Origin of the sequence: Bacteroides sp. AM37-9 (genome assembly GCF_003603455.1) — a bacterium.
GTDB classification, from domain to species: domain Bacteria; phylum Bacteroidota; class Bacteroidia; order Bacteroidales; family Bacteroidaceae; genus Bacteroides; species Bacteroides xylanisolvens.
Genome location: NZ_QTNF01000014.1, coordinates 1 through 26,937, shown reverse-complemented (window position 1 = coordinate 26,937; position 26,937 = coordinate 1). Strand labels below are relative to the sequence as shown.

The window sequence follows — 26,937 nt, the reverse complement described above, 5'->3', positions numbered from 1 at the left end:
ATTAATTGAACGATAGATAATTAGAAATATAAAAATATTTATTAAAATGCAGAAAACAATATATATGCAGAAGATTTTTTTACTCATTGTAATGACTTTCAGTTACTCAATTGCTATGGCGCAGCAGTTTAAGTCACCGGATGTGATACCGTCTTCTCCCCAAAGTCAGCTAATAGAAAATTTTTATGAGAAATATTTTAATAATAATATTTCATCCCGTGGAGAAAAGACTATTGATATCAATTTATATAATATTGAGATGAAAGATTTTAATGTTCCCATTAATATCTCGTACAACACTTGTGGAATCAAATATAAACAGCCGTCTGGTGATGTCGGAGTGGGATGGACGTTATCCCCTGCTGCAAGGGTGTCCAGAACAATTATTGGTTATGCCGATGAAGCAATGAAAAGAGTGCCTACATTATTTGATGATTTAAATAAATTGAATAATCATATTGATGTAGACAAATATCTGTCTGCTTTTTCGTCTGGAATAATGGGTAATGTCTCCTATTTCTCTGTCGCATCGCGGGACCAGGGATGTGATATTTTTACATTTAGTACATTAAGCGAGAGTGGACATTTTGTTTTTCCGGATCCGTCTACATTGGATAAGGTTGAAATCCTGGAAAAGATAAATTGCCAAATTACTCCTATCTTAACAGGAAGATTGTTGACTGGATTTCAAATTGTTGATGGACATGGTGTTACTTATAATTATGGTGGTAATGCCGGCGAACATGTTCATGAAGACGCGTATCGAACGGATATTTCGTCGGGAACTACAGGATGGGCTCTGAAAAGTATTGTAACGGCAAAAAATGATACGGTTCGTTTTGATTATGTCGAATATACAGACCGTTCTATTACAGAGTCGGAATATAAGACGTTGTCTGTAAGTGATTCTTATGCCTATCGTATGTACGTAGAAGATGAAGGAGATGTTCAGGTACAACAAGAATATGATCTAAGTACTACACTGAATATTAATATAACTTTGCCCAACTATACAACTTTCTTATTGTCAGGAATTGAGGCGAATGGAATAAAAGTGAATTTCTTTCGTGCGTCAGCAGGTGGCATTCATTCCAACGCGGTAGATAGTATAACCGTGGTCGATAAACAGTCTGGTGATGTTATTAAACAAATCAGCCTCTTATATTCCGGGATGAACAAACGACCGCATTTCTTTTTAGACAGGCTGGAAATGGATGGCCAAAAATATTATTTGTCGTATTATACGCCTTCTAATTTAGGATTGGGTGAATATGATGATACACATTATACATTTGATTTATGGGGGTATTATTTGTATTCTTCTGCACAACTGGATAAGGTTTATTTACCGATAATAAGTCGTGAATTTGTTGATGATAGTTTTGTGTTTTTTAAACCCGTCCCTGGAACAAATTTACATGGCGATGTAATCAAGAAGTTATCCCAGATTATTCCAAATGTGAACTTCAAAAATGATTCGGATAACACAAAAGCACATCTTTTTTCTTTGAAGAAGATATATTTTCCTACCGGTGGGTCACAAGAATTCATATATGAACCCAATGAGTATTTATTGAATTCCGCTCGTGTGAAGGGGGCCGGTATCAGATTGAGTAATGTTAAAACTTATGATGATAATGGCAATTTACATGAGCAAAGGTATAAATATGGAGAAAATGAGGATGGAATTGGTGTTCCTAGTTTTCATTTGAGTTGTGAAACCTTTGCAGATGTGAAACAGAACAGAATACAATATAGAACATCTCCAGGGCTTTATGATTATGTCTCATTTTGCTCACGTATTTATTCTCCGGTGGCTTTTGGAGATGCTAACATTAGTAGTAATTTTTTCGTAGAATATCCGCAAGTACATGTATATAATAAACAGGAAAAGGGTGAAAATAAGATTTCGTATCTTTTTAACCTGCTTCAACCTCTTTACATAGATGTGATGCCTGAAAATACTAATGAGAAATATGTAGGAAGCCCTGATTTACTGAATAACAGGGGATGGAAATCTTATATACACAGATATCAATATGGAATAAAGACTAACATAGCATCATGCCGGTACTTTAATTCGGACGGATGTTTAGTTAAAAAGGAAGATTATACCTATTGTAGAAGCGCTGGTTTGGTTATGGACGGAGGAATTAAAATGGAGCAAGTTGTTATTCCTGTTTATCAGGATACGTATGATTTTGCTCATACGATCGAGCTTTCCAGGCCATCTCTTTTCAAATATATGACTTACTCGGTCATGTCCGGAAGGGATTTGTTGAGTAAGAAAGTCGTTAGTGAATATTTTGATGGGGGAACAGTTGTTTCAGAGGAAGGTTATGTCTATGATGATAAGAACCAGTTGATAAAAGTTATTCGTACCTCTCAAAATGGTGGTGGTGATTGTAGGATAAAGAATATAAAGTACCCCTATAACTATACAGATGCCATAAGTAATCTTATGGTAGAAAGGAATATGCTCGATTATCCGGTTGAAACTATAACCGAATATAATGGTGAGGAAGTTTATCGTGAACAGATAAAATATGGACTGTATCAAAATCTGCTATTACCTGCTTATGTTGATGTATCTCACGATGGACCCCTTGGGCTGAAAAGAGAAATGACTTATGTTTCGTATGATAAAAAAGGAAATATATTAGAATATGTTGATAAAAATAATAATCATACCTGCTATATATGGGGATATAATTATAAATATCCTATAGCGGAAATACAAGGGGCGACATACGACTCTGTAAAAAGCGTTTTAGGTCATGAAAATAATGATTTATCCTATCTGCAAGGGTATGGAGAATATCAATTAGAGCGTGAGCTAAATAAACTACGGATGGCTTTTAGAGATAACCATCCGGTCTTTATTAAAACGTTTCTGTATAAACCGTACGTCGGGGTTACTTCAATAACTACTTCTGATGGCTTTACTACTAAATATGGCTATGATCAGTTTGGGTACCTTAAAGAATCTTATTTGGAAAGAAACGGAAGAAAACAATTAATTCAGGAATTTAAATACAATTATAAGCTATGATAAAACAACTTCGGATCATAATATTATTCATATTGTTGGGTACAGGCACTTGTCTAACGGCACAAAATAATACTGTCACTCCTTTATTTGCGGGAAAAATCGGCTATCATCAATATTTTGGGAATGATATTCTACTTAAAGACGTAGTTTCTCCTTCAGGGGGGAACGGGACTTATTCTATATCGTGGGAATACCGGTATACTGATTCAAATGAATGGAGTGAGATTACCCGGCTTGCTCAATCTGACTATGAGGGGGGATGCTTGGTTTCATCCCAACTTTTCAATACATACAGAGCGGAAGGGGTATATATCAGAAGAAAGGTTGTAAGTGGTACCTTGGTTGCATATTCTTCGGATATTAGAGTGAAAAGGCTCACAGAACCTTTGTCTTTTACCAATAGAGGCGGGGAGGCTTATATTGATCTTATCAAGCATTGTCCTTCGCTGCCTGGTGATTTTATCTGTACAGAATTATGGCTTGGAGAAAATACATCTGATTGGTGTAGTTTCCTGTATACCGGATGGGAAAATACTGATCATCCTGCTACTGTAAAAATAGAAGTTATGAGAAATTTTGGAGATCACCGTAGCGGGCAGATTGAACTTCTGTATCGTGGATTTTCACGTAATAGCAATTTTTCTGTAGACATGAATAATTACCAGAAGTATAAAGTTACCGTAAAAGTTGAACAGAACTGGAACTTTTTTGATGACGTATTCTTGTTTATTTCCTCTATGCATGAAGAACCGATTGATTCAGGTGAGACTTCTCGTGGCATTTGGGTCGAGAATGACGGGACAAGGGATGATTTGTTCAGATGGTGGCAATACAGTCATGACCAGATACATTGGGTGGATGTCTTTGATGTACCGGATTTGAGAACAGTATATCAGCCGGGTCCGTTGTATCAAACCACTTATTTCAGAATGATGGCTAATGACGGGGTTGATGTATATACTTCGAATATTGTGTCTATAAAGGTGCGTGAGAGATTGAATCTTTCGTCAAAGAATTACATACATACGCGTACTTATACTACTCCGGATGGAATGGGGTTCAGGGATGATGTTGAATATTTTGACGGTTTGGGGCGTTCTATTGAGAATGTCAAAGTGAAGCATAGTGTTGATGATACGGATCTGTTGTCAATTACAGAGTATGATAAAATGGGACGCTTGTTTAGAGAATGGCTGCCTGGGGTATCGGAACCCGGCAATTGTGGTGCATTTGTCGAAGCGGAAGAGTTGAAGAATAGTTCCGTCTTGTCTAATGGAAACGATGTTATGCCTTATACAAAAACGTTATATGAAAATTCGGCTATAGGGAGAGTGGAGAGCCGATATGGTCCGGGTATGGAATGGCATAATCGGGGAAAAGGGATTAATAGCAGATATTTAACAAATGTATCTAAAGATACTACCTTGCTGGACTTGTGCGATTCATTGGTGTGCTTGCGTTATACCGTGCCGACTGATAGAACACGACTTTTTGTTAGTTGTGCAGGAACCTATGCTTCCGGGGAACTATATGTCGTAAAAGAGGTTGATGAAGACAATTATGTAAGGTATGAATTTACGGATAAAGAAGGAAGGATCGTGCTGATTCGCAGTATAAATGGTAATGAAGGAATGGATGACACATACTATATATATGATATATTCGGAAATTTACGAGTTGTTCTTCCTCCGATGTGTTCTGCCAATTTTTGTTCAGGTTCTCTTACGGATAGTGCTTCTGTTTTATCCGATTATGCTTTCTTGTATAAGTACGATACCCGTAACCGTTGTGTTGGGAAAAAACAGCCTGGTTGCGAGTGGGTGGAATTAGTGTATGATCGTTGCGACCGGTTGATTTTTACTCAAAATGGAAAAGAACGGGCAAATAATGAATGGGCTTTTCATTTGGAAGATTTGTCGGGGCGCTCTGTGTTGAACGGTGTTTATCGCGGTACGCCTGATTTTCAGAATTGTGCTTCAGAGGATATTTATGCTGAATTTACTTCAAATATAGATTTGCCTTGCTATGGATATACTATTTATGGATTGCAGAATCATTATTTGGACATACAACAGGTTTATTTTTATGATACTTATGAATATCAGAACTTATTGCCGGATTCTTTGTCTTCACTATGGTATGTATTTGATAATAATTACGGGGAACGCTATGAGAATAGCCAGAGTTCACCTCATTGCAAAGAACAGCTAACAGGAAGTATCGTTCGAATATTGGGAACGGAAGAATACCAATATGCCAGTTATTATTATGATTATTATCATAATTTGATTCAGGAACGTAAGACGACATCGGGTGGAAATAAGAAAGTAAATAAATCGCTTTTTAATATTCTCAAGCAGCCTGTGAGTGTCTGCTCGGAATACGAAGGAGGAGTTTTAAATAAATTGTATAGTTATGATCGTGCAGGAAGGCTGATTCACGAAAGACATTGTGTCGTAGGTAAGGATACTGTCGATCTGTTGTATGGTTATGACAAGTTAGGAAGGCTAAAAAGACTGGAACGTATTCATGGAAAAGATTCAGTAATTACAGAAAATGCCTATAATATACGTAGCTGGCTGACCGGTATTGATAGTAATGCAGGGTTTGTAGAACAATTGCATTATGTGGACGGATTGGGTGATCCCTGTTATAATGGAAATATTAGTAGTATGACATGGGAGGCTGATGGCGTGAAAAGAGGTTATAAATTTATGTATGATGGCAGAAGCCGCCTGCTTCGTGCTGTATATGGTGAAGGTGAAGGCTTGAATGTCAATCAGGATCGTTTTAATGAAGAGATAACCGGGTATGATAAAAATGGGAATATCCTTGGTATTAAAAGATGCGGAAAGAGATCAGAGGATGAAGATGGCTTAATAGATAACCTTGTCATGAGTTATAATGGAAATCAATTGAAGGCTGTATCTGATAGTGTAACAGGTTCTGCCCATGCTGATAATTTTGAATTTAAAGATGGAGCAGATCTGCCGGTCGAATACTATTATGACTCAAACGGAAATTTAATACAAGATTTAAACAAAAAGATTTCTGAAATTCAGTATAATTGTTTAAATTTACCCAGCCGTATAGAGTTTGAGGATGGAGGTGTTATTTCCTATCTTTATGATGCCAAAGGAACAAAGTTCCGAACAACGCACGTAATAGCCGGAAAGACCACAACTACTGATTACTTTGACGATGCGATCTATGAAAATGGTGTGCTCACTACTTTGTTGACGGAGTTGGGATATATTTCCCTTGTTGATGGCAAGTATCATTATTACTTGAAAGATCATCAGGGTAATAATCGTGTGGTCGTGGATCAGAATGGTAGTGTAGAGGAGGTGAATCATTATTATCCTTTTGGTGGTACATTTGCTTTGACTTCATCTGTTCAACCTTACAAGTACAACGGTAAGGAACTGGATAGACAAGGTGGTCTTGACTGGTATGATTATGGGGCGAGACATTATGATGCGGCGCTAGGAAGATGGCATGTTGTAGATCCGTTGGCGGAGAAATACTATTCGATTAGTCCATATGCGTATTGTGGTAATAATCCTATTATGTTAGTTGATGTCAATGGTAAAGAGTGGGGTATTGTTTTGAATGCCAATGGAACTAAGACTGTAACTCTAGCTGTTAATTTCAATGTTGATTCAAGTCTTAATCTGACATCGTCTCAAATTAATGCATATAAAACAGCTATTAGTACACAGTTAAACAATACATTTCAAGAAGCTTCTGGAGGGATGGTATCAACTGCTGTTACTTTTTATAGTGGAAATGAAAACATATCGCAATCGTTGTCTTTGGGGAAAATGGATGGCACATTAGGAGGGGGCACTACCTATTTTAGTTCTTCTGTGAATTTGTTTAATCCTAAGGGGGAGTTGAGATCACTTTCCAATATAGCTTCGGATGCCACACATGAAGTATTACATACATTAAGGCTAGGACATCCATTTGAATTGACGCAAACAGCAGATACAGAGTTGGTAAGGGTAGCTCCTAACTCTTTTGTATCTACTTCTACAACGGATAAGAATATTGTGAATAATATTATGAACTATCCTCAAATTACTATTGATGGTATGAAAGGCTACGATCTAAATATGTTAACAAAAGGGCAGCTGAATTATATATTAAATGAGATAAACTTACAAAAACGAGGATATGGTTTTGTTCCAAAATATAATTCAGTGTTAACTCCTGAACAAAATGCTAATTTATATAAACAATATTATGAAGACTATTGGCTTAATTTCCCAGGAACTCCTGTTCAGAATCAATAAAACATATCTATTGATTGTTGTAGTGCTATGTATCTGCTCTTGTAATTTAATAAAAGGGCAACAAAAAAGTGATTTTGTTACATATGATAGTTTATCGCAGAAAGAGGTATATACTTTTGTTGAAAAAATGCCTTTTTATAAGGGAGGTGAAGCAGCTTTCATATCTGATTTTAGCAGAAAATTTCGTCCTGTTTATTCTGATACTGAACCTAAACAAACAATCTTGAAAGTTCAGTATGTTATAGATAAAGAAGGGCATTTGATAGGTGCTAGAATTTACAATAAGAAAGAGGGGGATAAGCTTTCGGCTTTTGAAGAAAATGGTTTGAAAGCATTAAATTTAATGCAAAATTGGCAGGCAGGAATTCATGAGGACAAAGCTGTGAATGTAATATTGACAAGAGTAATACATGTAGATATAAATCATACTGATTAAAATTTAGGTATTTTCTTGTTCATCTGTACTTGTAATGTGAACTGTTTTTGTCTTACCCTGGTATAAGTTGGCTAGAAAATAGTCAATTTGTATCAGGGTATTTTATATTATAACTCAAACGGAAATTTAATACAGGATTTAAACAAAAAGATTTCTGAAATTCAGTATAATTGTTTAAATTTACGCAGCTGTATAGAGTTTGAGGATGGAGGTGCCATTTCCTATCTTTATGATGCCAAAGGAATAAAGTTCCGGACACGTATGTAATAGCTGGAAAGACCACAACTACTGATTACTTTGACGATGCGATCTATGAAAATGGTGTGCTCACTGGAAGAAACTTATCATTTTCGTATAGCGGTGGTAATATAACTCATTCTAACCCTTTCGTTCAGTCGGTTATAACAGCGTATCAATATAATAAGGCGAATGGTATAAAAATGGGTAATGGAGGTGGAGCTTCAACAGTTGCAATAGTAGAAAATACTGATATAAAAGTGAATGTGATGGAAGCTATATATGATAACAAATATAGTCCGGATGCTGCACGTGGTACTGGATGTATTTATTGGAAAAGTGATTGGGGGGCACAACATGATAATGGTACTGTAAATTCTCCGGCTACTATATTTGATCATGAAGCAGATCATGCGCTAGAACATAAAATAAATGCTCAAGAGTATGAGGTAAACAGGGTACGTGGCAGCGACCTGCAGTATCAGACAAAAGAAGAAAGACGAGTGATAACCGGTTCAGAACAGAAAACTTCAAGGGCTAATGGTGAAACTCGTCCAGGGCAAGTTACAAGAAGAAATCATAATGGGAAAACTGTAATAACAAAAGGAGTTACTTCAAATGTAATTGACGAACAAAAAACACTGGAATATGAGAAAAGAAAGAAACCTGTATGGACTTCGGAGCCATAAAAGCAGTTATTATTCTATTTCATTATTTTTACTATTATTATTTGTGACATCTTGTAAAAGTAATCAATTATTAATTGATAATAACGATGTTGAGAATGTAAACTTTTGGTTTATAGGAGATGTAGATACAAATATTCCTATCACCGATTGTTTGCACATTGTATTTGGAAATGATAACCATAAAACGATTATTCGTGATAGGAAGATTATTGATCGTTTTGTAGCTCTGGTTAATCAGTTGAAACCTGCCGGACCTGATTCTTATATTGATCTTAGAGTAAGTTCGCTTATAAAACTAAAACCGATAAATGGTGAAAGGAGACCTGATATTAGGGTCTGTATTGGTGCTGGTGGTTATGGGGTGTTTTTAAATGATGTATTGATGAAAGGAAATTCTAAAGAACTTCAGAAATTTGTTCAAGAAGAATTGTATGATTCTCTTACTCCGTATGAATGGTTACCTGATTTTATCAAAGGGTATCTGAAAGATCATCCGGAAGAAAAAAGTAAATATTTGCCTGACGAATAAGAAGTGTCTTACCCTGATACAAATTGGCTAGAAAACAGCCAATTTGTATCAGGGTATTTTATATTATAACTCAAACGGAATTTTAATACAGGATTTAAACAAAAAAAACTGAAATTCAGTATAATTGTTTAAATTTACCCAGCTGTATAGAGTTTGAGGATGGAGGTGTCATTTCCTATCTTTATGATGCCAAAGGAATAAAGTTCCGAACAACGCATATAATAGCTGGAAAGACCACAACTACTGATTACTTTGACGATGCGATCTATGAAAATGGTGTGCTCACTACTTTGTTGACGGAGTTGGGATATATTTCCCTTGTTGATGGCAAGTATCATTATTACTTGAAAGATCACCAGGGTAATAACCGTGTGGTCGTGGGTCAGAACGGTAGTGTGGAGGAGGTGAATCATTATTATCCTTTTGGTGGTACATTTGCTTCGACTTCATCTGTCCAGCCTTACAAGTACAACGGTAAGGAACTGGATAGACAAGGTGGTCTTGACTGGTATGATTATGGGGCGAGACATTATGATGCGGTGTTGGGAAGATGGCATGTGGTGGATCCATTAAGTGAAAAATTCTACAATTGGAGTTCCTATACATATTGTTTGAATAATCCGATACGAAAAATAGATCCTACAGGTATAGTTCCAAGAGATTATAGAATCGATACTAATGGTAATATTAGGCCGGTTAATAAACCTGATGCCAAACCAGATCGATTGATTGGAACAAATCAATCAACAGGGGAAAGACGAAAATGTAACAGTGAGTGATAAAAATATCCTTCCAGTTTTAGCAGGAAAAAGTAATATTGAAAATAAGGCTGTTCCTTTGGAAGGGAAAATAATAAGAAGAGTGAGTAAAGGTGAATATAGTGTTGAAGTTGTTCCTACAATGAGGCAAGGACATGTAGCAATAATACGTTCGAAAGTAGATGCAAAGAATTTGTTTGTTTTTGCGTCAAAAACGTCTAATGTTGAATGGAGTTTGTCGCACTATAAAAATGGAAATTCTGTTGTTGGTACTCTTCATCAGAATAGTCAAGCGCCTAGTTTCTCTGTTTTAGGGGAAGATTACAAACTTGAGAATCAAGTATACGATGCTCATAGCCATACAGGTACGAATCCTAATGTGGACTTTGTTCCATCGGCACCTGATATTAATGCTGCAAGAAGTTTAATAATGGCGACACCAAATGCTAAAGTTTATATATATGCACCTTGGAAGCCTGGTAACCAATGGATAAATTTAAATAGTTATGCGAAATAGAAAAGTAGCTTGTTTATTAATCCTGTTGTTTTTTTCAATTATATATGGAATTAAACTAATAGTTGATGCAAAATCTCATCCTAAAATAGTTTTTACTGATTTACCTGGACTAATTCGTACTGGCTATGATTTTGTGGACGACAGTCATGCTTTCCCTAAATTATGTACATTATTAAATGATTCTTTGTTGCTTAAAAAAGGTGGCGTGAAAATGGCGGTATTTACTAATATTAATTTGTCAGATAGTACAATCGACTGGTGTTTGTCGTACTATAACGATGAAACTGAACTGTTAAGAGCAACTGATAGGTATTTTTTTAATATTGATCTGTATGAAGGGGGACATATAAAAGTACAAAACACCCCTACTCAATTATCTGATATCCGCGGTTTAGCTGTAGATTATATTTTTTATCCTGATAGTGCAAGTAGAAGACGTATTTTTACTAGGCGTAATATCAATCAGGAAGAAGAATTAGAAATATCAGGTGCCGGAGTGTATATGAAAGTACATATAGAAGATAATAATGGTTTCTCGATTTCTGATTGGCGAGTCTTTTATAATTGCTTGTATGACTTAATAAAGTTATTCGAAGATGAAAGAAATAAAATATCGTTGAAAATATGGGATAAGGACTATGATTCGCTTTCGTTTCAGGAAAAGGAAAAAATTGTAGATTTAGCTGGTTATCGTATTAATATAGAATTTAAATAGTTTCTGTTAACCTGACTTTTTGATCTTTCTTCAAAAAGATATCTTGTCCCGATATGAGCTGTAAAAACTACTCTCATCTTGCATCGGGGACAACTCTTCTATTAAAAGTCCTTAACGAAACCCCAATCCATCACTTTTTATTTGTTTCTTTGCACCAAATTCGGGTATAGTGTTGTCTTGTCATTCGAGGCAGCACTTAATTTTGCTTAGATAGTTAATGGAGAAACTCAGTATAAATGCTTGTCCGGTGTGTGGCGGTGCGCACTTGAAACGCGTCATGACTTGTACGGATTTTTATGCTTCGGGCGAACAGTTTGAACTGTATTCGTGTGAGGACTGTGGATTTACATTCACACAAGGAGTCCCCGTGGAAGCAGAGATAGGCAAGTATTATGAGACTCCCGACTATATCTCTCACACTGATACGCGCAAAGGCGCAATGAATAATATCTACCATTATGTACGTTCCTATATGCTGGGCCGCAAAGCGCGCCTGGTAGCTAAGGAAGCGCATCGTAAAACAGGGCGTTTGCTCGATATAGGTACGGGAACCGGTTACTTTTCTGATACGATGGTTCGCCGGGGCTGGAAAGTGGAGGCAGTGGAGAAAAGTCCGCAGGCACGTGAGTTTGCGAAGCTGCATTTCGATCTGGACGTAAAGCCCGAATCGGCTTTGAAAGAGTTTGCTCCCGGCAGTTTTGATGTCATCACCCTTTGGCATGTGATGGAACATCTGGAACACCTTGGTGAAGTGTGGCAGCGACTTCATGAGTTGCTGACAGAAAAAGGAGTATTGATTGTAGCTGTACCCAATTGCTCTTCTTATGATGCTCAACGCTATGGCGAGTATTGGGCGGCATACGACGTTCCCCGTCATCTCTGGCATTTCACTCCGGGCACTATACAACAACTGGCTTCCCGTCATGGTTTTATCATGGCGGCGCGTCATCCGATGCCGTTCGATGCGTTCTACGTATCCATGTTGAGCGAAAAACATCGTGGCAGTTCGTGCAGTTTCCTGAAAGGGATGTTTGCCGGAACGTTAGCATGGTTTAATGCTTTAGGACGGAAAGAACGCAGTAGTTCCATGATTTATGTATTCCGAAAAAAGAGATAACGCATGGGAAATCAAAACAAATATAAGTCAGGTTCAATCTTCGACATGCAGTTCATTACGTCGAGTATCAGTACGACACTGGTGTTGCTGTTGTTAGGACTGGTTGTCTTTTTCGTATTGACGGCGCACAATCTTTCCGTATATGTCCGCGAGAATATCAGTTTCTCCGTTCTTATCAGTGACGATATGAAAGAAGCGGATATACTGAAACTTCAGAAGAAACTGAATCAGGAACCTTTCGTGAAACAATCCGAATACATCTCTAAAAAACAAGCATTGAAAGAGCAGACGGAGGCAATGGGAACCGACCCGGAAGAATTCTTGGGCTATAACCCCTTTACCGCTTCCATCGAAATCAAGCTCCATTCCGACTATGCCAATTCCGACAGCATCGCGAAGATAGAGAAAATGATTAAAAAGAATACCAATATTCAAGACGTGCTCTATCGAAAGGAACTGATTGACGCTGTGAATGATAACATACGAAATATCAGTCTGGTGCTGCTCGCTCTGGCAGTGGTGCTCACTTTTATTTCTTTTGCCCTGATAAACAATACGATAAGACTGGCTATCTACTCGAAACGCTTCCTCATTCATACGATGAAACTAGTAGGGGCGAGTTGGGGATTCATTCGAGGGCCATTCCTTCGAAAGAATGTATGGAGCGGAATACTGGCAGCCATTGTTGCCGATTCCATATTGATGGGAACCGCCTATTGGGCCGTGACGTATGAACAAGAATTGTTTCAGGTCATCACGCCCGAAGTCATGTTGATTGTCTGTGCAAGCGTATTGGTATTTGGAATTGTAATAACGTGGCTATGTGCCTATTTCTCCATGAATAAATATTTGAGAATGAAAGCCAACAGCCTGTACTATATTTAGCGGATGGCGAATGGCTGGTTACAAACCTGTGTTTGTGTGTGATTAGCATCCGTAACGCCCTACTGATAGATTAAGGGAATGATTGTAATTAGTAATTTGTAATTAAATAAACTATGTCTGACAAGCAGAAATTTGCCTTTGATAAAGTGAACTTTATCTTGCTCGCGATAGGGATGGCGATTGTTATTATCGGCTTTCTATTGATGACGGGACCTACATCGTCCGAAACCTCTTTTGAACCCGATATTTTCAGTGTACGCAGAATCAAGGTAGCGCCAGTCGTTTGCCTGTTTGGCTTCTTGTCTATGATTTACGCTGTATTACGCAAACCTAAAACACAAAAAACAGAAGAATAAAGATGGGGGACTTAACGACATTTGAGACGATTATTATTGCTATTGTAGAAGGATTGACAGAGTTTCTTCCAGTTTCTTCTACGGGACACATGATTATTACGCAAAACATTTTAGGAGTAGAAAGTACTGAATTTGTAAAAGCGTTTACTGTTATTATCCAGTTTGGCGCGATTCTTTCAGTGGTTTGTCTTTATTGGAAGCGTTTTTTCCGGTTGAACCATACACCGGCTCCTGCGGGAGCTTCCGCTTTGAAGTGTTTTCTGCATAAATTCGATTTCTACTGGAAATTACTGGTAGCTTTTATTCCTGCCGCCATTTTGGGATTCCTGTTCAGTGATAAGATAGACGAGATGCTGGAAAGTGTAGCGATAGTGGCAGTGATGTTGGTGATCGGTGGTATATTCATGCTGTTCTGCGATAAGATTTTTTCGAAAGGAAGCGAAGATACAGTGCTGACAGAAAGAAAGGCATTCAATATCGGTTTGTTTCAGTGCATTGCCATGATACCGGGGGTATCCCGTTCGATGGCTACCATCGTCGGAGGTATGGCCCAGAAGCTGACTCGCAAGGATGCTGCCGAGTTTTCATTCTTCCTTGCCGTGCCGACCATGTTTGCGGCAACCGGCTACAAGGTGTTGAAACTCTTCCTGGATGGCGGTACGGAGATTCTTCTCAACAATATGCCGGCACTTATTATAGGTAATGTAGTAGCTTTTATCGTCGCTTTGCTGGCTATCAAGTTCTTTATTAGCTTTGTTACGAAATATGGTTTTAAGGCATTTGGCTGGTACAGAATTATTGTTGGCGGAACCATTTTGGTAATGCTGCTGCTTGGATACAACTTAGAAATTGGCTGATGAATTTTAAAAAAGGAGAAGTACTGTTTTTCAATAAACCTTTCGGATGGACTTCATTTAAAGTAGTAGGGCACGCCCGCTATCATATTTGCCGTCGGATCGGAGTGAAAAAACTAAAAGTCGGCCATGCCGGAACGTTGGATCCTCTTGCAACGGGGGTGATGATTGTATGCACAGGCAAGGCAACCAAACGAATAGAAGAGTTTCAATATCACACGAAGGAGTACGTCGCAACGTTGCGTTTGGGTGCTACTACCCCGTCATACGATTTGGAACATGAGATAGATGCCACCTACCCTACCGAGCATATCACAAGGGAGCTGGTGGAAGAAGTGTTGACGCGCTTTATCGGTGCCATCGATCAGGTGCCTCCTGCTTTCTCTGCCTGTATGGTAGATGGTAAACGTGCCTACGAACTGGCCCGGAAAGGCGAAGAAGTCGAACTAAAAGCAAAACAGCTTGTTATCGACGAGATTGAATTGCTGGAATGTCGCCTGGACGATCCGGAACCGATGATTCAAATCCGTGTCGTATGCAGCAAAGGAACATATATTCGTGCTCTGGCGCGTGATATTGGTGAAGCGCTCCATAGTGGAGCCCATCTGACAGGATTGATCCGCACCCGTGTAGGTGACGTCCGGTTGGAAGACTGCCTGAACCCCGAACACTTTAAAGAGTGGATTGACGGACAGGAAATAGAAAATGAGGAAGAAAATAATTAACGTAATAAGGAATAGATATGAAATTATCACAATTCAAATTTAAGTTACCCGAGGATAAGATCGCTCTACATCCTATGAAATATAGGGATGAGTCTCGTTTGATGGTATTGCATCGTAATACAGGTAAGATTGAGCACAAGATGTTCAAAGATGTGTTGGACTACTTTGATGATAAAGATGTGTTTATATTCAACGATACGAAGGTATTCCCTGCCCGTTTGTATGGTAACAAGGAAAAGACAGGTGCTCGTATCGAAGTATTCTTGTTGCGTGAGTTGAATGAAGAACTTCGTTTGTGGGACGTATTGGTCGATCCGGCACGTAAGATCCGTATCGGTAACAAACTTTATTTCGGTCCGGACGATTCGATGGTGGCCGAAGTGATTGATAACACTACTTCCCGTGGGCGTACGCTCCGTTTCCTTTATGACGGACCTCATGATGAGTTCAAAAAGGCTTTGTACTCTTTGGGTGAGACCCCACTTCCCCACTCTATCATCAACCGTCCTGTGGAACCGGAAGATGCAGAACGCTTCCAGTCTATCTTTGCGAAGAACGAAGGTGCGGTGACTGCTCCGACTGCTAGTTTGCACTTCAGCCGTGAGTTGATGAAACGTTTGGAAATCAAAGGTATAGACTTTGCATATATCACTTTGCACGCTGGTTTGGGTAACTTCCGCGACATCGACGTAGAAGACTTGACAAAGCATAAGATGGATTCGGAACAAATGTTTGTAAACGAAATGGCGGTGAAAACTGTTAACCGTGCCAAAGATAACGGCAGAAATGTTTGTGCGGTAGGTACGACCGTAATGCGTGCTATTGAAAGCGCAGTCAGCACCGACGGACATTTGAAGGAATTCGAAGGGTGGACTAATAAGTTTATCTTCCCTCCGTATGAGTTTACCGTAGCCAATTCAATGATTTCCAATTTCCACATGCCGCTTTCTACCCTGCTGATGATTGTAGCTGCTTTCGGTGGTTATGACCAGGTGATGGATGCTTACCATGTAGCTTTGAAGGAAGGTTACCGTTTCGGCACGTATGGAGATGCAATGTTGATTCTGGACAAATAATGGCAAAAGTATATTTGGGACTCGGCACTAACCTTGGAGATAAAGAACAGAATCTCCGGGATGCCGTGCAAAAAATAGAAGAGCAGGTAGGGAACGTAGTTTCCCTGTCTGCTTTTTATGTTACTGCCCCCTGGGGCTTTGCTTCTGAAAACAGTTTCCTGAATGCGGCCGCTTGTGTAGAAACGGAATTATCTCCATTGGAAGTATTGCAAGAGACGCAAATGATTGAAAGGGAGCTGGGGCGTACCAAAAAGTCCGTCAACGGAATATATAGCGACCGTCTGATTGATATTGACCTGTTACTTTATGAAGATTTAGTGCTTTCTGTGACCTCTGCTTCCGGAGCAGAGTTAACCCTCCCCCATCCGTTGATGGCAGAACGTGACTTCGTTATGAAACCACTGGCGGAAATTGCTCCGGACATCTTGCACCCTGTGTTGGGAAAGACAATGAAAGGTATTTTGAACGCACTCTAACCCCTGTTCGGTGGGCATATATACTCACCGTATTGGGCATATATGTACAGCGTATTGGATATATATATCCAGTATGGTGAGTATATATACGCACCAAACAGACTATTTATTTCTTTTTCTCCGCAATAAACACCGGCAAATAGGCGATGCATCCTATCAGTACTGCATACAGCAAATGAATCTCCTGAAACGGCTTGTCGATGAAATGGCAAACAATGGCATAGATAGCAATCGTGAATCCTACATAGAGCGCCAGCACCAAAAGCGTTTTTAATTTCTTATTTAGAATCATTATAAATCTATTTATGTGTTAAATACGTGGCAAAGATACTCATTATCTCCAAAATCTCTTTATCTTTGCAACCGAAATGAAAGTGTGGACAGATTTGAGTAGCTTGCAACCACGGAAAAAAATGCTAAAACACGTCTGATTGACGCCTTTCGGCTTATCCTTTGCAGCACTCGCCTCTCCTACTCTCTCATTCTTGATTCTTATTTTTTAATTCTTAATTTAAGAAAGATGGGATACTTATTTACATCCGAATCGGTGTCAGAAGGACACCCCGACAAGGTAGCCGATCAAATATCGGATGCCGTGCTTGACAAACTGTTGGCTTACGACCCCAGTTCGAAAGTAGCTTGCGAAACACTAGTGACTACCGGACAAGTGGTGCTAGCGGGTGAAGTGAAAACAAAAGCGTACGTTGACCTACAACTCATTGCACGCGAAGTGATTAAGAAAATCGGTTATACCAAAGGAGAGTACATGTTCGAAAGCAACTCTTGTGGTGTACTTTCCGCTATTCATGAGCAAAGCCCCGATATCAACCGTGGTGTAGAGCGTCAGGATCCGATGGAACAGGGTGCAGGCGACCAGGGAATGATGTTTGGTTATGCTACCAATGAAACGGAAAACTACATGCCGCTTTCTCTTGATTTGGCACACCGCATTCTGCAAGTGCTGGCCGACATCCGTCGTGAAGGAAAGGTAATGACTTACCTCCGCCCCGATGCCAAAAGCCAGGTTACTATCGAATATGATGACAACGGAACGCCTGTCCGTATCGATACAATCGTTGTTTCTACACAACATGATGACTTTATCCAACCGGAAGATGACTCTCAAGCTGCTCAACTGAAAGCTGACGAAGAAATGTTGTCTATCATCCGCCGTGATGTGATCGAGATTCTGATGCCTCGTGTAATTGCTTCTATTCATCACGATAAGGTGTTGGCACTGTTCAATGATAAAATCATCTATCATGTGAATCCTACCGGAAAATTTGTAATCGGTGGTCCTCACGGAGATACCGGTTTGACCGGTCGTAAGATTATCGTTGATACTTATGGCGGTAAAGGTGCTCACGGTGGTGGTGCTTTCTCCGGAAAAGATCCTAGCAAGGTAGACCGTAGTGCAGCTTATGCAGCACGTCACATCGCAAAGAATATGGTTGCGGCAGGCGTAGCAGACGAAATGCTTGTACAGGTGAGCTATGCTATCGGTGTGGCTCGTCCAATCAATATCTTTGTCGATACTTACGGCCGTTCTCACGTCAACATGACTGATGGCGAGATTGCGCGTGTTATCGACCAATTGTTCGATCTTCGTCCGAAAGCTATCGAGGAACGTCTGAAACTTCGTAATCCTATTTATCAGGAAACAGCTGCTTACGGTCACATGGGACGTGAACCGCAAGTGATAACGAAGAAATTCTTCTCTCGTTACGAAGGAGACAAAACTGTGGAAGTGGAACTCTTTACATGGGAGAAACTCGATTACGTAGATAAAATTAAAGCTGCTTTTGGTCTGTAAAACAGTCTGAAACAGGGCTTAACTTGTTAAGAAAGAGCTGCAATTTCAACTTCTTTTAATGGAAATTGAAGTTGTAGCTCTTGATTTTTAATAAGTTATATTTAAATAAATGTTTTTTGGCTACTAAGTATGTTTTATCGGAAATTGCTACTTTTGTATCGTAAAATAAAACAGACTGCTAAATGAAAACAAGATGTTGTTGTTCTAAACGCTATTTATTGGTGTTCTCTATTTTACTTGTCAGCGTAGGTAGCATTTTTATGTCTGTCTCTCTTTCTTCCTGTTCCTCTCCTTCAGTGAAGAATCCATTGTTATTATGCGCTGATTCATTAATGGAGACATGTCCTGACAGTGCCTTATCTATTTTGGAATCAATTACCTGTCCGCAGAAAATGCCACGTGCTGACCGGGCGCTTTATGCGCTACTGCTCACCCAGGCACGGCATAAAAACTATATTGCTTTAGAGGATGATTCATTGATAAAAACGGCTGTTGACTATTATGGTGATAAGAAGAAAAGTTTGCGTGCTGCAAAGGCTCATTATTACTGGGGAGCTACTTATCGGGAGATGGGGTATACTTCATTTGCTGTAGAAGAGTATTTGACAGCAATTCGATTGATGCCTGTTAGGGATGAATTCTTAGCAATGATTTATGATAATCTTGCAGACTGCTATGAAAAAGATGATTTGTATGATATAGCGATTGAGGCTTATCGTCAAGCTTATCAGATATTGGAGGGGGAAAGTCAGCAGACATACCCATTGAGAGGCATTGCGCGTATCTGTTTATTGCAAAATAAGAAGGATAGCGCATTGTTTTATTATCAAAAAGCTCTTGACTATGCATCAGCAGAGCAAGACTCTAGTTTGATAGGGGCTCTTTATCATGATCTTGCTATGGTTTACAATGAAAAAAAAGACTATGTTCAGGCCGATAAATATGTGTCAAAAGCAATGATGATACAAGGAGACGATGCTGTTAATGTCTGTTTGTCAAAAGCTCAAATTATGTTGAACTTAAATAGGCTTGATTCTGCCAGTTATTTCTTTAGTAAGAATATAGATCGACTTAATATTTATGGCAAGGCTGTTTGTTATGATGGAATGCATCAAATTGCAAAGAAAAGAGGTGAATGGAAGGTCGCAACAGAAAATATGGATGCATATAGAGTACTTTATGATTCTATGCAGATTATGAATGACAATGAAGAACTCAATCGGTTAATGGATAAGCATCAATTAGAAGAACATAAGAGGTTATTGTCGGAGCATACTAAAATGTTGGTTTTTACTTTGGTTTTTACATTCTTTTTCTTGATGATTATTTGTGTCTTTTGTTTTATGTGGAATGATAGGAAGAGGAAAAAGCGTTATATAGCATTGCAACGTGAATTAACCCAAAGGCGGGTGGATACTATGTTACTCAAAGAAGAAGAGGTTTCTGAATCTAATAAAGAAGATTTAGATAAGAAAAGATCGGAGTTGACAGAGCAACAAATTCAATTATGTATATCTGTACTTAAAACAACTGATTGTTACGATCAATTGGAAGCGTTGGAGAAAGCAACTCATAAGCAATTATTGGCAATGCGTAGCTTGAGGAAAGATATACGTTCTACCATTTCTAATGCATTTGTTGATGTGATGATGAATTTGAAGGAGCGCTATCCGGCTTTAACAGGTGATGATCTATTTTATTGTGTTCTTTCATTGCTTTGTTGTTCAAAAACTGTTATGATGGAGTTGATGGATGCCACGTCTGATGCTCTTAAGACACGCAAAAATCGTATAAAGAACAAAATGGATACTCAAATTTTTGATCGTGTGTTTGGTGTTGATCTTCAGTGATATATATAGGTTTTTCTAGCTCTGTTTTACATCTAAATGGAGAACTGTTACCATTGTTACCACATAAAAATCGTTTATTTTACTTCATCTGTGTATTTTTGAAGCGAAATTTTAAACCCATTTATTATGAAAGCTAAATTTTTACCTTTTTTGTTGTTGACTGTCTTACTTCAAGTAAGTATGTTTTCCTTTGCACATGAAATGATATCTGCACGTCAAATCAGGCTAAAGAATAAAACAGAGGTACAACATCGATCTGTCCCTGTTACTCCTGCTGCTTTTATTGAAAACTCATTGTTGTCTATAGACCTTCTTTCTACTGTTCCTACTGTAACTGTTATCATAAAGAATGCAGAAACAGATGAAGTTGTTTATACGTCTACTGATTTAAATGTAGATAAGATTTATATTGATCTTACAGGTGAGGGGAAAGGTAAATATACTTTGGAGATACAACTTCCAAAGGAGGCCTTTACCGGAGATTTTGAATTAGAATAAATCTTTGAAATATATATTATTTGCAACTAACATAATGATGATATACCTAAATCATTAACTGATGAAGCCCCGCTGTTGAAATATATGGCGCATTGCTGAAATGGCGATTAGATGACCGAAAGGGGAAAGATCGGTAAATTCTATCCGTGGGCTTAATAAACCTTGTGAAAGGCGCATAAAGGTATATTGAAACGTAGAATTAAAATCACTTTTTTAAATTGTATGCTGAATACTACTGGTAGGGTGTTCGAATGATTTTATGATTCGAATAATAAAGTTCATTCAGCAACAATTTGATACACCTGTTAGTAGATGAGATATCTGTGATAGATGTATTCTTTGTGAGAAAGGTTCTTGGACTTCTGGATAAGGAGTCCAAGATTTTTTTTATAGGGATAGATAAATGTAGAGATAAAAATGATCTCTGATTAAGTTGAATGTGAATAACGGAATTTTTTCGTAATTTTGCCTTCTCGATATAATAATGGATAGTGATGAAGATGAATCAGATAAATTCCGTATGTGTATATAGCGCTTCCAGTACCAAGATAGACGCTGTTTATTTCCAAGCAGCCGATACTCTCGGGCGTTTGCTTGCCGAACACCGTATTCGTTTGATAAATGGAGCCGGAAGTATTGGCCTGATGCGTTCTGTGGCAGATGCTGTATTGAAAAATGGTGGTGAGGTGACAGGTGTGATTCCTCGTTTTATGGTGGAGCAAAACTGGCATCATACGGGATTGACAGAACTGATTGAAGTAGAATCCATGCACGAACGCAAGCGGAAGATGGCAGATTTGAGCGATGGTATTATTGCTTTGCCCGGTGGATGCGGTACCCTTGAAGAACTGCTGGAGATTATTACCTGGAAACAATTGGGATTATATCTCAATCCGATTGTAATCCTCAATATAAACGGATTCTTCGATCCACTCCTCGAAATGCTTGAAAAAGCTATTGATGAGAACTTTATGCGCCGGCAGCATGGCGATATATGGAAAGTGGCGCAGACGCCGGAAGAAGCGGTTCAATTGCTTTATGAAACTCCTGTATGGGACATTTCCATTCGTAAATTTGCAGCGATATGATAGGCGACACACTAAGTTCCCGAAGTGCGGATACGCTGTCCCTTCTTCGGCAGAACCAGACTAGTCCGGCAAAGGCGGACACTGATAGTCTGCAGTTGGTTGATCTTCATGCTGTACAAGAAGTTGATTCCGGCTTTGAGGGGACCCCTATCTCCTACTCTCCCCGCACGGACGATGCCATTGCGTTGACCTTGCTGGCTTGCTTCTTTCTTTCCTCCATAGCCTTGGCGCGCGGAAAGAAATTTCTCTCCCAACAGGTGAAAGACTTTGTATTGCACCGTGAACGAACGAGTATTTTTGATAGTTCTACGGCAGCCGATGTGCGTTATCTCCTTGTGCTTGTGTTGCAGACTTGTGTCTTGTCGGGTATCACATTTCTCAATTATTTTCATGATACATGCCCTGCTTTGATGAACCAGGTATCCCCCCTCCTTTTGCTGGGTATCTACGTTGGATTCTGCCTTGCTTATTTCTTACTAAAATGGCTGATTTACATGTTTCTTGGGTGGACGTTTTTTGATAAAAATAAGACAAATATATGGCTGGAATCCTATTCTGCGCTCATATATTATGTCGGATTTGCCCTCTTTCCATTCGTTCTTTTTCTAGTTTATTTTGATTTAAGTCTCACAAATTTGGTCATAATTGGGTCTATTATTTTAATTTTCACTAAAATATTGATGTTTTATAAGTGGATAAAGCTTTTTTTTCATCAATTTAGCGGGCTTTTCCTATTAATTTTGTACTTTTGCGCTCTTGAAATAGTACCTTGTCTGCTACTCTATCAAGGTATGATTCGAATGAACAATATTTTGCTAATAAAATTTTAGGACGTTGAAAATTAAAAAAGTACTAGTGTCGCAGCCTAAGCCTGCGTCAGAGAAATCTCCCTATTACGACATAGCTGAAAAGTATGGCGTTAAAATAGATTTCCGACCATTTATTAAGGTTGAAAGTCTTTCGGCGAAAGAATTTCGGCAACAGAAAATTTCGATTCTCGACCATACTGCCGTAATATTCACTTCGCGCCATGCTATTGACCATTTTTTCACTTTGTGTACTGAATTGCGCGTGACAATTCCCGAAACGATGAAGTATTTCTGCGTGACGGAAGCTGTTGCATTGTATATTCAGAAATATGTGCAATATCGCAAGCGTAAGATCTTCTTCGGAGCTACCGGAAAGATTGAGGACCTGATACCTTCCATTGTGAAGCATAAAACGGAGAAATATCTCGTTCCGATGTCAGACGTACACAATGACGATGTGAAAAACTTGCTCGACAAGAATAACATTCAGCATACAGAAGCTGTGATGTACCGTACAGTGAGCAACGACTTTACACCGGACGAGGAGTTTGATTATGACATGTTAGTGTTCTTCAGCCCTGCCGGAGTGACTTCATTGAAGAAGAACTTCCCTGATTTTAATCAGAGAGAGATTAAGATCGGAACTTTCGGCTCTACTACCGCACAGGCTGTACGTGACGCAGGTCTCCGTTTGGACCTTGAAGCTCCTACGGTGCAGGCTCCGTCAATGACTGCCGCACTTGACATGTTTATCAGAGAAAACAATAAATAAACAGAGTGGGTATATATACTTTGTGTAAAGCCGAAAGGCTGAATAGTAAAATTTTGATCGGAAAGATGTTTGAAGGCGGCGTTTCGAAGTCGTTTTCCATCTTTCCGATACGCGTTGTATATATGCCTGTCGAGCAGGGAGAGGTTCCTGCTTCTATACTAATCAGTGTATCGAAACGTCGTTTTAAGCGAGCGGTGAAACGCAACCGTGTGAAACGTCAGATACGCGAAGCCTACCGGAAGAACAAATCTCTCCTGGTGGACGAACTGCAACGCCGGGAGCAACGGTTAGCCGTTGCCTTTATCTATCTGTCGGACGAGCTTATTGCAACTTCCGAATTGGAAGAAAAGATGAAAATAGCGCTTGCGCGCATCTCTGAAAAACTATCCTCATGAAACCTCGTAACTCCCGGATATCTGCCCTGTGGGTATTCGTAACGGGAATTTTGAGGAAAGTATTCTCTTTCTTGTTGCTTGTTCCCATCTACTTTTACCGGGTTTGTATTTCGCCTCTTACTCCTCCCTCTTGTCGATTCACGCCAACTTGTTCGGCTTATGCTGTCGAAGCAATTAAGAAACACGGTCCTGTAAAGGGGCTTTACCTCGCTGTGCGGCGTATTCTGCGATGCCATCCCTGGGGTGGTTCCGGCTATGATCCCGTACCTTGAAGCAATTAAAATGAGAAATAGAAGATGAAAAAGAATGTGACTGACATTTTGGATATTCATACTCATAAACTGGAGGCCGATTCTCTGGGAAAATCTATCGTGAATTATCCGCTGTTGGCGGACTCTCCATCGTATATGCCTTTCGCAGGAGATGTGGAAGTGGATAGGGGATATTATTATTCTGTCGGCATTCATCCCTGGGAGTTGACAGAGCATAATGCCGGACAGCTTTTGGATTATCTTAAGCAGCAGTTGCGGAAAAAGCAGTTTGTCGCCGTAGGAGAAGCGGGATTGGATAAATTGGCAGTAGCTTCAATGGAACTTCAGTTAACGGTGTTTAAAGCGCAGGTGAGGCTGTCGGAAGAGTATGGTTTGCCGTTGATTATCCACTGCGTGAAAGCGGTGGACGAGCTGTTAGCAGTGAAAAAAGAATTTCGTCTCCAACAAGCTTGGATATGGCATGGTTTCCGTGGAAAAACGGAGCAGGCGGTGCAGTTGCTAAAGAAGGGCTTTTATCTTTCTTTGGGAGAGTATTATTCTGATGAAACGATGCGGACAGTACCCGACGAACGGTTGTTTCTGGAAACGGACAACAGTTCGCTTGATATTGAAGATATCCTGTGCCGGGCAGCCAAAGTGCGTGGGGTAGAAGTGGAAGCGTTGCGTGAGACGATCCGCCGAAATATCCAAAATGTCTTTTTTAGGGCGTAAGAGTTGTATCTTCCGAGAAAGAGTCGTACTTTTGTCGCACATGGAATTGGAATACAATAAAAACCAAATAATTAAAGAGTAATACGATGAATTTTGTAGAAGAATTGAGATGGCGTGGCATGTTGCAGGACATTATGCCGGGAACAGAAGAGTTGTTAAGCAAAGAGCAGGTGACTGCCTATTTGGGTATCGACCCGACTGCTGATTCGCTACACATTGGTCACCTTTGTGGAGTGATGATCCTTCGTCATTTCCAACGCTGCGGTCATAAGCCGTTGGCACTGATCGGTGGCGCTACAGGTATGATTGGAGACCCTTCCGGAAAATCAGCAGAACGTAACCTGCTGAACGAGGAAACATTGCGTCACAATCAGGCGTGTATCAAGAAACAGCTTGCCAAGTTCCTCGACTTCGAGTCGGATGTGCCTAACCGTGCCGAACTGGTGAACAATTATGACTGGATGAAAGATTTCACTTTCCTCGATTTTGCTCGCGAAGTAGGTAAGCACATTACTGTGAATTATATGATGGCAAAAGACTCTGTAAAACGCCGTCTGAATGGTGAAGCGCGTGATGGATTGTCATTTACCGAGTTCACTTATCAGTTGCTTCAAGGATATGACTTCCTTCATTTGTATGAAACAAAGGGCTGTAAGCTTCAGATGGGTGGTTCTGACCAATGGGGAAACATTACTACCGGTGCCGAATTGATCCGCCGTACCAATGGGGGAGAGGTGTTCGCACTGACTTGCCCGCTGATTACAAAAGCTGACGGCGGTAAGTTTGGTAAAACAGAATCCGGAAATATCTGGCTGGACCCTCGCTATACTTCACCTTACAAGTTCTATCAATTCTGGCTGAATGTAAGCGACTCCGATGCCGAGCGTTATATCAAAATCTTCACTTCTATCGAAAAAGAAGAAATTGAAGCACTGATTGCCGAACATCAGGCTGCTCCGCACTTGCGTCTCCTTCAGAAACGTCTGGCTAAAGAAGTAACTGTGATGGTTCACTCGGAAGAAGATTATAACGCAGCGGTTGACGCATCCAATATTTTGTTTGGTAATGCTACTTCCGACGCTTTGCGCAAATTGGACGAGGATACATTGCTGGCTGTATTTGAAGGAGTACCCCAATTTGAGATTTCCCGTGATGCGTTGGCAGAAGGAGTGAAGGCAGTAGATTTGTTCGTCGATAATGCGGCTGTATTTGCTTCGAAAGGTGAGATGCGTAAGTTGGTTCAAGGCGGTGGCGTTTCGTTGAACAAAGAGAAACTAACGGCCTTTGATCAGGTAATCACAACTGCTGACTTGCTCGATGAAAAATATCTGCTTGTTCAGCGCGGTAAAAAGAACTATTTTTTGCTGATTGCAAAGTAATAATGCACGATTCACTCGATAGAATGTAAAAAAGTGAACGAAATATTTGGAGGTTTGCTTGCAAACCTCTATCTTTGCACCGCTTTTTAACAGAAAGCACATAAGTTTGGACTATGGTGTAATGGTAGCACAACAGGTTTTGGTTCTGTTTGTCCAAGTTCGAATCTTGGTAGTCCAACGAAGAAAAGCCCCGAAAGAGACATCTTTCGGGGCTTTTCTTTCGTGACTCTGAAGTCGTCGTTTTTGTATATCCTTATAAAATTGAAGTATATAGGGGATCAGCGTATATAGAATTCATTAATCTTATTTTATTCGTTATATTGACTATTTTAATGCTTATCGTGTTGGTCGTTGAATAGCTTGTATTTTATTATAGAAGGTTCAAAGTGTATTAGGTAGAAATCTCTCCCAAATCGTATTATAGTTCGTTAAAAAAGTGTACATTGCACAGATTCTGGACATTTTTGGTGGATAATTGGAACAAAATTGCAAGGTAAACCCGTTTTCTTTTGCTATTTTTGCATCGTGTACGTAAACGAAGTGCACGTAGAAAGAGAACTTATTCAATAACTATAAATAATGCGAATCAGTAGTTGAACTCTGATTCCTTGTTTTAGAAAATTAGATAAA

The 26,937-nt window shown here is 39.5% G+C and carries 24 protein-coding genes, 1 tRNA gene and 2 pseudogenes; 26 read left to right on the top strand and 1 reads right to left on the bottom strand.

The window, feature by feature from the left end; genetic code table 11:
- Positions 1-64: 64 nt before the first annotated feature.
- The 15 genes and pseudogenes from DW862_RS11660 to folK all read left to right on the top strand — a co-directional run bounded on the left by DW862_RS11660 (position 65) and on the right by folK (position 16,720).
- Complete coding sequence (locus DW862_RS11660) at positions 65-3,052, top strand: hypothetical protein (RefSeq protein WP_243636481.1); 2,988 nt, start codon at positions 65-67, stop codon at positions 3,050-3,052.
- Positions 3,049-7,350 (top strand): RHS repeat-associated core domain-containing protein, encoded by a 4,302-nt coding sequence (locus tag DW862_RS11655; protein WP_243636480.1) that lies wholly within the window; start codon positions 3,049-3,051, stop codon positions 7,348-7,350. The genes DW862_RS11660 and DW862_RS11655 overlap by 4 nt, the downstream gene beginning before the upstream one ends.
- Positions 7,301-7,786, top strand: coding sequence for a hypothetical protein (locus DW862_RS11650; protein ID WP_120068329.1), 486 nt, complete (start codon positions 7,301-7,303; stop codon positions 7,784-7,786). The genes DW862_RS11655 and DW862_RS11650 overlap by 50 nt, the downstream gene beginning before the upstream one ends.
- Positions 7,787-7,891: 105 nt before the next feature.
- Positions 7,892-8,712, top strand: a pseudogene (locus DW862_RS11645) (RHS repeat-associated core domain-containing protein); the annotation flags it as partial.
- Positions 8,672-9,241: a hypothetical protein gene (locus DW862_RS11640; RefSeq protein WP_120068325.1), complete on the top strand. Its 570-nt coding sequence runs from the start codon at positions 8,672-8,674 to the stop codon at positions 9,239-9,241. The pseudogene DW862_RS11645 and the gene DW862_RS11640, both read left to right, overlap by 41 nt.
- 61 nt (positions 9,242-9,302) lie before the next feature.
- Positions 9,303-9,894: pseudogene (locus DW862_RS11635) on the top strand (RHS repeat-associated core domain-containing protein); the annotation flags it as partial.
- A 76-nt stretch (positions 9,895-9,970) separates the two neighbouring features.
- Entirely contained in the window at positions 9,971-10,516 is a 546-nt protein-coding gene (locus DW862_RS11630) for a JAB-like toxin 1 domain-containing protein (protein ID WP_133304320.1), read from the top strand.
- Positions 10,506-11,231, top strand: a complete 726-nt coding sequence (locus DW862_RS11625) for a hypothetical protein (RefSeq protein ID WP_120068319.1) — start codon at positions 10,506-10,508, stop codon at positions 11,229-11,231. Before DW862_RS11630 ends, DW862_RS11625 begins: the two co-directional genes overlap by 11 nt.
- Positions 11,232-11,448: 217 nt before the next feature.
- Entirely contained in the window at positions 11,449-12,348 is a 900-nt protein-coding gene (locus DW862_RS11620) for a methyltransferase domain-containing protein (protein WP_004298876.1), read from the top strand.
- 3 nt (positions 12,349-12,351) lie between these two features.
- Complete coding sequence (locus tag DW862_RS11615; protein WP_074706993.1) at positions 12,352-13,233, top strand: ABC transporter permease; 882 nt, start codon at positions 12,352-12,354, stop codon at positions 13,231-13,233.
- 113 nt (positions 13,234-13,346) lie between these two features.
- The gene (locus DW862_RS11610) at positions 13,347-13,589 is read left to right on the top strand and encodes a DUF3098 domain-containing protein (RefSeq protein WP_004298881.1); all 243 of its coding nucleotides are present in this window, start codon (positions 13,347-13,349) and stop codon (positions 13,587-13,589) included.
- 2 nt (positions 13,590-13,591) lie between these two features.
- Complete coding sequence (locus DW862_RS11605) at positions 13,592-14,446, top strand: undecaprenyl-diphosphate phosphatase (protein WP_004313684.1); 855 nt, start codon at positions 13,592-13,594, stop codon at positions 14,444-14,446.
- Positions 14,446-15,168, top strand: a complete 723-nt coding sequence (gene truB / locus DW862_RS11600) for a tRNA pseudouridine(55) synthase TruB (RefSeq protein WP_074706990.1) — start codon at positions 14,446-14,448, stop codon at positions 15,166-15,168. Before DW862_RS11605 ends, truB begins: the two co-directional genes overlap by 1 nt.
- A 17-nt stretch (positions 15,169-15,185) precedes the next feature.
- Positions 15,186-16,244 (top strand): tRNA preQ1(34) S-adenosylmethionine ribosyltransferase-isomerase QueA, encoded by a 1,059-nt coding sequence (gene queA, locus DW862_RS11595; protein ID WP_004302895.1) that lies wholly within the window; start codon positions 15,186-15,188, stop codon positions 16,242-16,244.
- A complete protein-coding gene (gene folK / locus DW862_RS11590) occupies positions 16,244-16,720 on the top strand; it encodes a 2-amino-4-hydroxy-6-hydroxymethyldihydropteridine diphosphokinase (protein ID WP_009040709.1) in 477 nt (158 codons plus the stop codon). The genes queA and folK overlap by 1 nt, the downstream gene beginning before the upstream one ends.
- A gap of 106 nt (positions 16,721-16,826) precedes the next feature.
- Here folK and DW862_RS11585 read toward each other — a convergent pair whose 3' ends face one another.
- On the bottom strand, positions 16,827-17,012 hold the full coding sequence (locus tag DW862_RS11585; protein ID WP_009040710.1) for a hypothetical protein: 186 nt from the start codon (positions 17,010-17,012) through the stop codon (positions 16,827-16,829).
- Positions 17,013-17,240: 228 nt separating this feature from the next.
- Here DW862_RS11585 and metK point away from each other — a divergent pair, with 228 nt between their 5' ends.
- The 11 genes from metK to DW862_RS11530 all read left to right on the top strand — a co-directional run bounded on the left by metK (position 17,241) and on the right by DW862_RS11530 (position 26,485).
- Entirely contained in the window at positions 17,241-18,533 is a 1,293-nt protein-coding gene (gene metK / locus DW862_RS11580; RefSeq protein WP_008023738.1) for a methionine adenosyltransferase, read from the top strand.
- A gap of 182 nt (positions 18,534-18,715) precedes the next feature.
- Positions 18,716-20,383: a tetratricopeptide repeat protein gene (locus DW862_RS11575; RefSeq protein ID WP_120068316.1), complete on the top strand. Its 1,668-nt coding sequence runs from the start codon at positions 18,716-18,718 to the stop codon at positions 20,381-20,383.
- Between the two features lie 126 nt (positions 20,384-20,509).
- The gene (locus DW862_RS11570; RefSeq protein WP_120068312.1) at positions 20,510-20,881 is read left to right on the top strand and encodes a DUF3244 domain-containing protein; all 372 of its coding nucleotides are present in this window, start codon (positions 20,510-20,512) and stop codon (positions 20,879-20,881) included.
- Between the two features lie 500 nt (positions 20,882-21,381).
- A complete protein-coding gene (locus DW862_RS11565; protein ID WP_032841920.1) occupies positions 21,382-21,969 on the top strand; it encodes a TIGR00730 family Rossman fold protein in 588 nt (195 codons plus the stop codon).
- Positions 21,966-22,799 carry a DUF4271 domain-containing protein gene (locus tag DW862_RS11560; RefSeq protein WP_165861909.1) on the top strand — a complete coding sequence of 278 codons (834 nt, stop codon included), beginning with the start codon at positions 21,966-21,968 and terminating at the stop codon, positions 22,797-22,799. The genes DW862_RS11565 and DW862_RS11560 overlap by 4 nt, the downstream gene beginning before the upstream one ends.
- 4 nt (positions 22,800-22,803) lie before the next feature.
- The gene (locus DW862_RS11555) at positions 22,804-23,550 is read left to right on the top strand and encodes a uroporphyrinogen-III synthase (protein ID WP_008023747.1); all 747 of its coding nucleotides are present in this window, start codon (positions 22,804-22,806) and stop codon (positions 23,548-23,550) included.
- Between the two features lie 5 nt (positions 23,551-23,555).
- Entirely contained in the window at positions 23,556-23,945 is a 390-nt protein-coding gene (gene rnpA, locus DW862_RS11550) for a ribonuclease P protein component (RefSeq protein ID WP_118408260.1), read from the top strand.
- Positions 23,942-24,217: a membrane protein insertion efficiency factor YidD gene (gene yidD / locus DW862_RS11545; RefSeq protein ID WP_008641574.1), complete on the top strand. Its 276-nt coding sequence runs from the start codon at positions 23,942-23,944 to the stop codon at positions 24,215-24,217. The genes rnpA and yidD overlap by 4 nt, the downstream gene beginning before the upstream one ends.
- A 24-nt stretch (positions 24,218-24,241) precedes the next feature.
- Positions 24,242-24,928, top strand: coding sequence for a TatD family hydrolase (locus DW862_RS11540; protein ID WP_120068309.1), 687 nt, complete (start codon positions 24,242-24,244; stop codon positions 24,926-24,928).
- A gap of 86 nt (positions 24,929-25,014) precedes the next feature.
- Entirely contained in the window at positions 25,015-26,307 is a 1,293-nt protein-coding gene (tyrS, locus tag DW862_RS11535; RefSeq protein WP_008641576.1) for a tyrosine--tRNA ligase, read from the top strand.
- A gap of 107 nt (positions 26,308-26,414) precedes the next feature.
- Positions 26,415-26,485 (top strand) — tRNA-Gln (locus DW862_RS11530).
- Positions 26,486-26,937 lie beyond the last annotated feature (452 nt).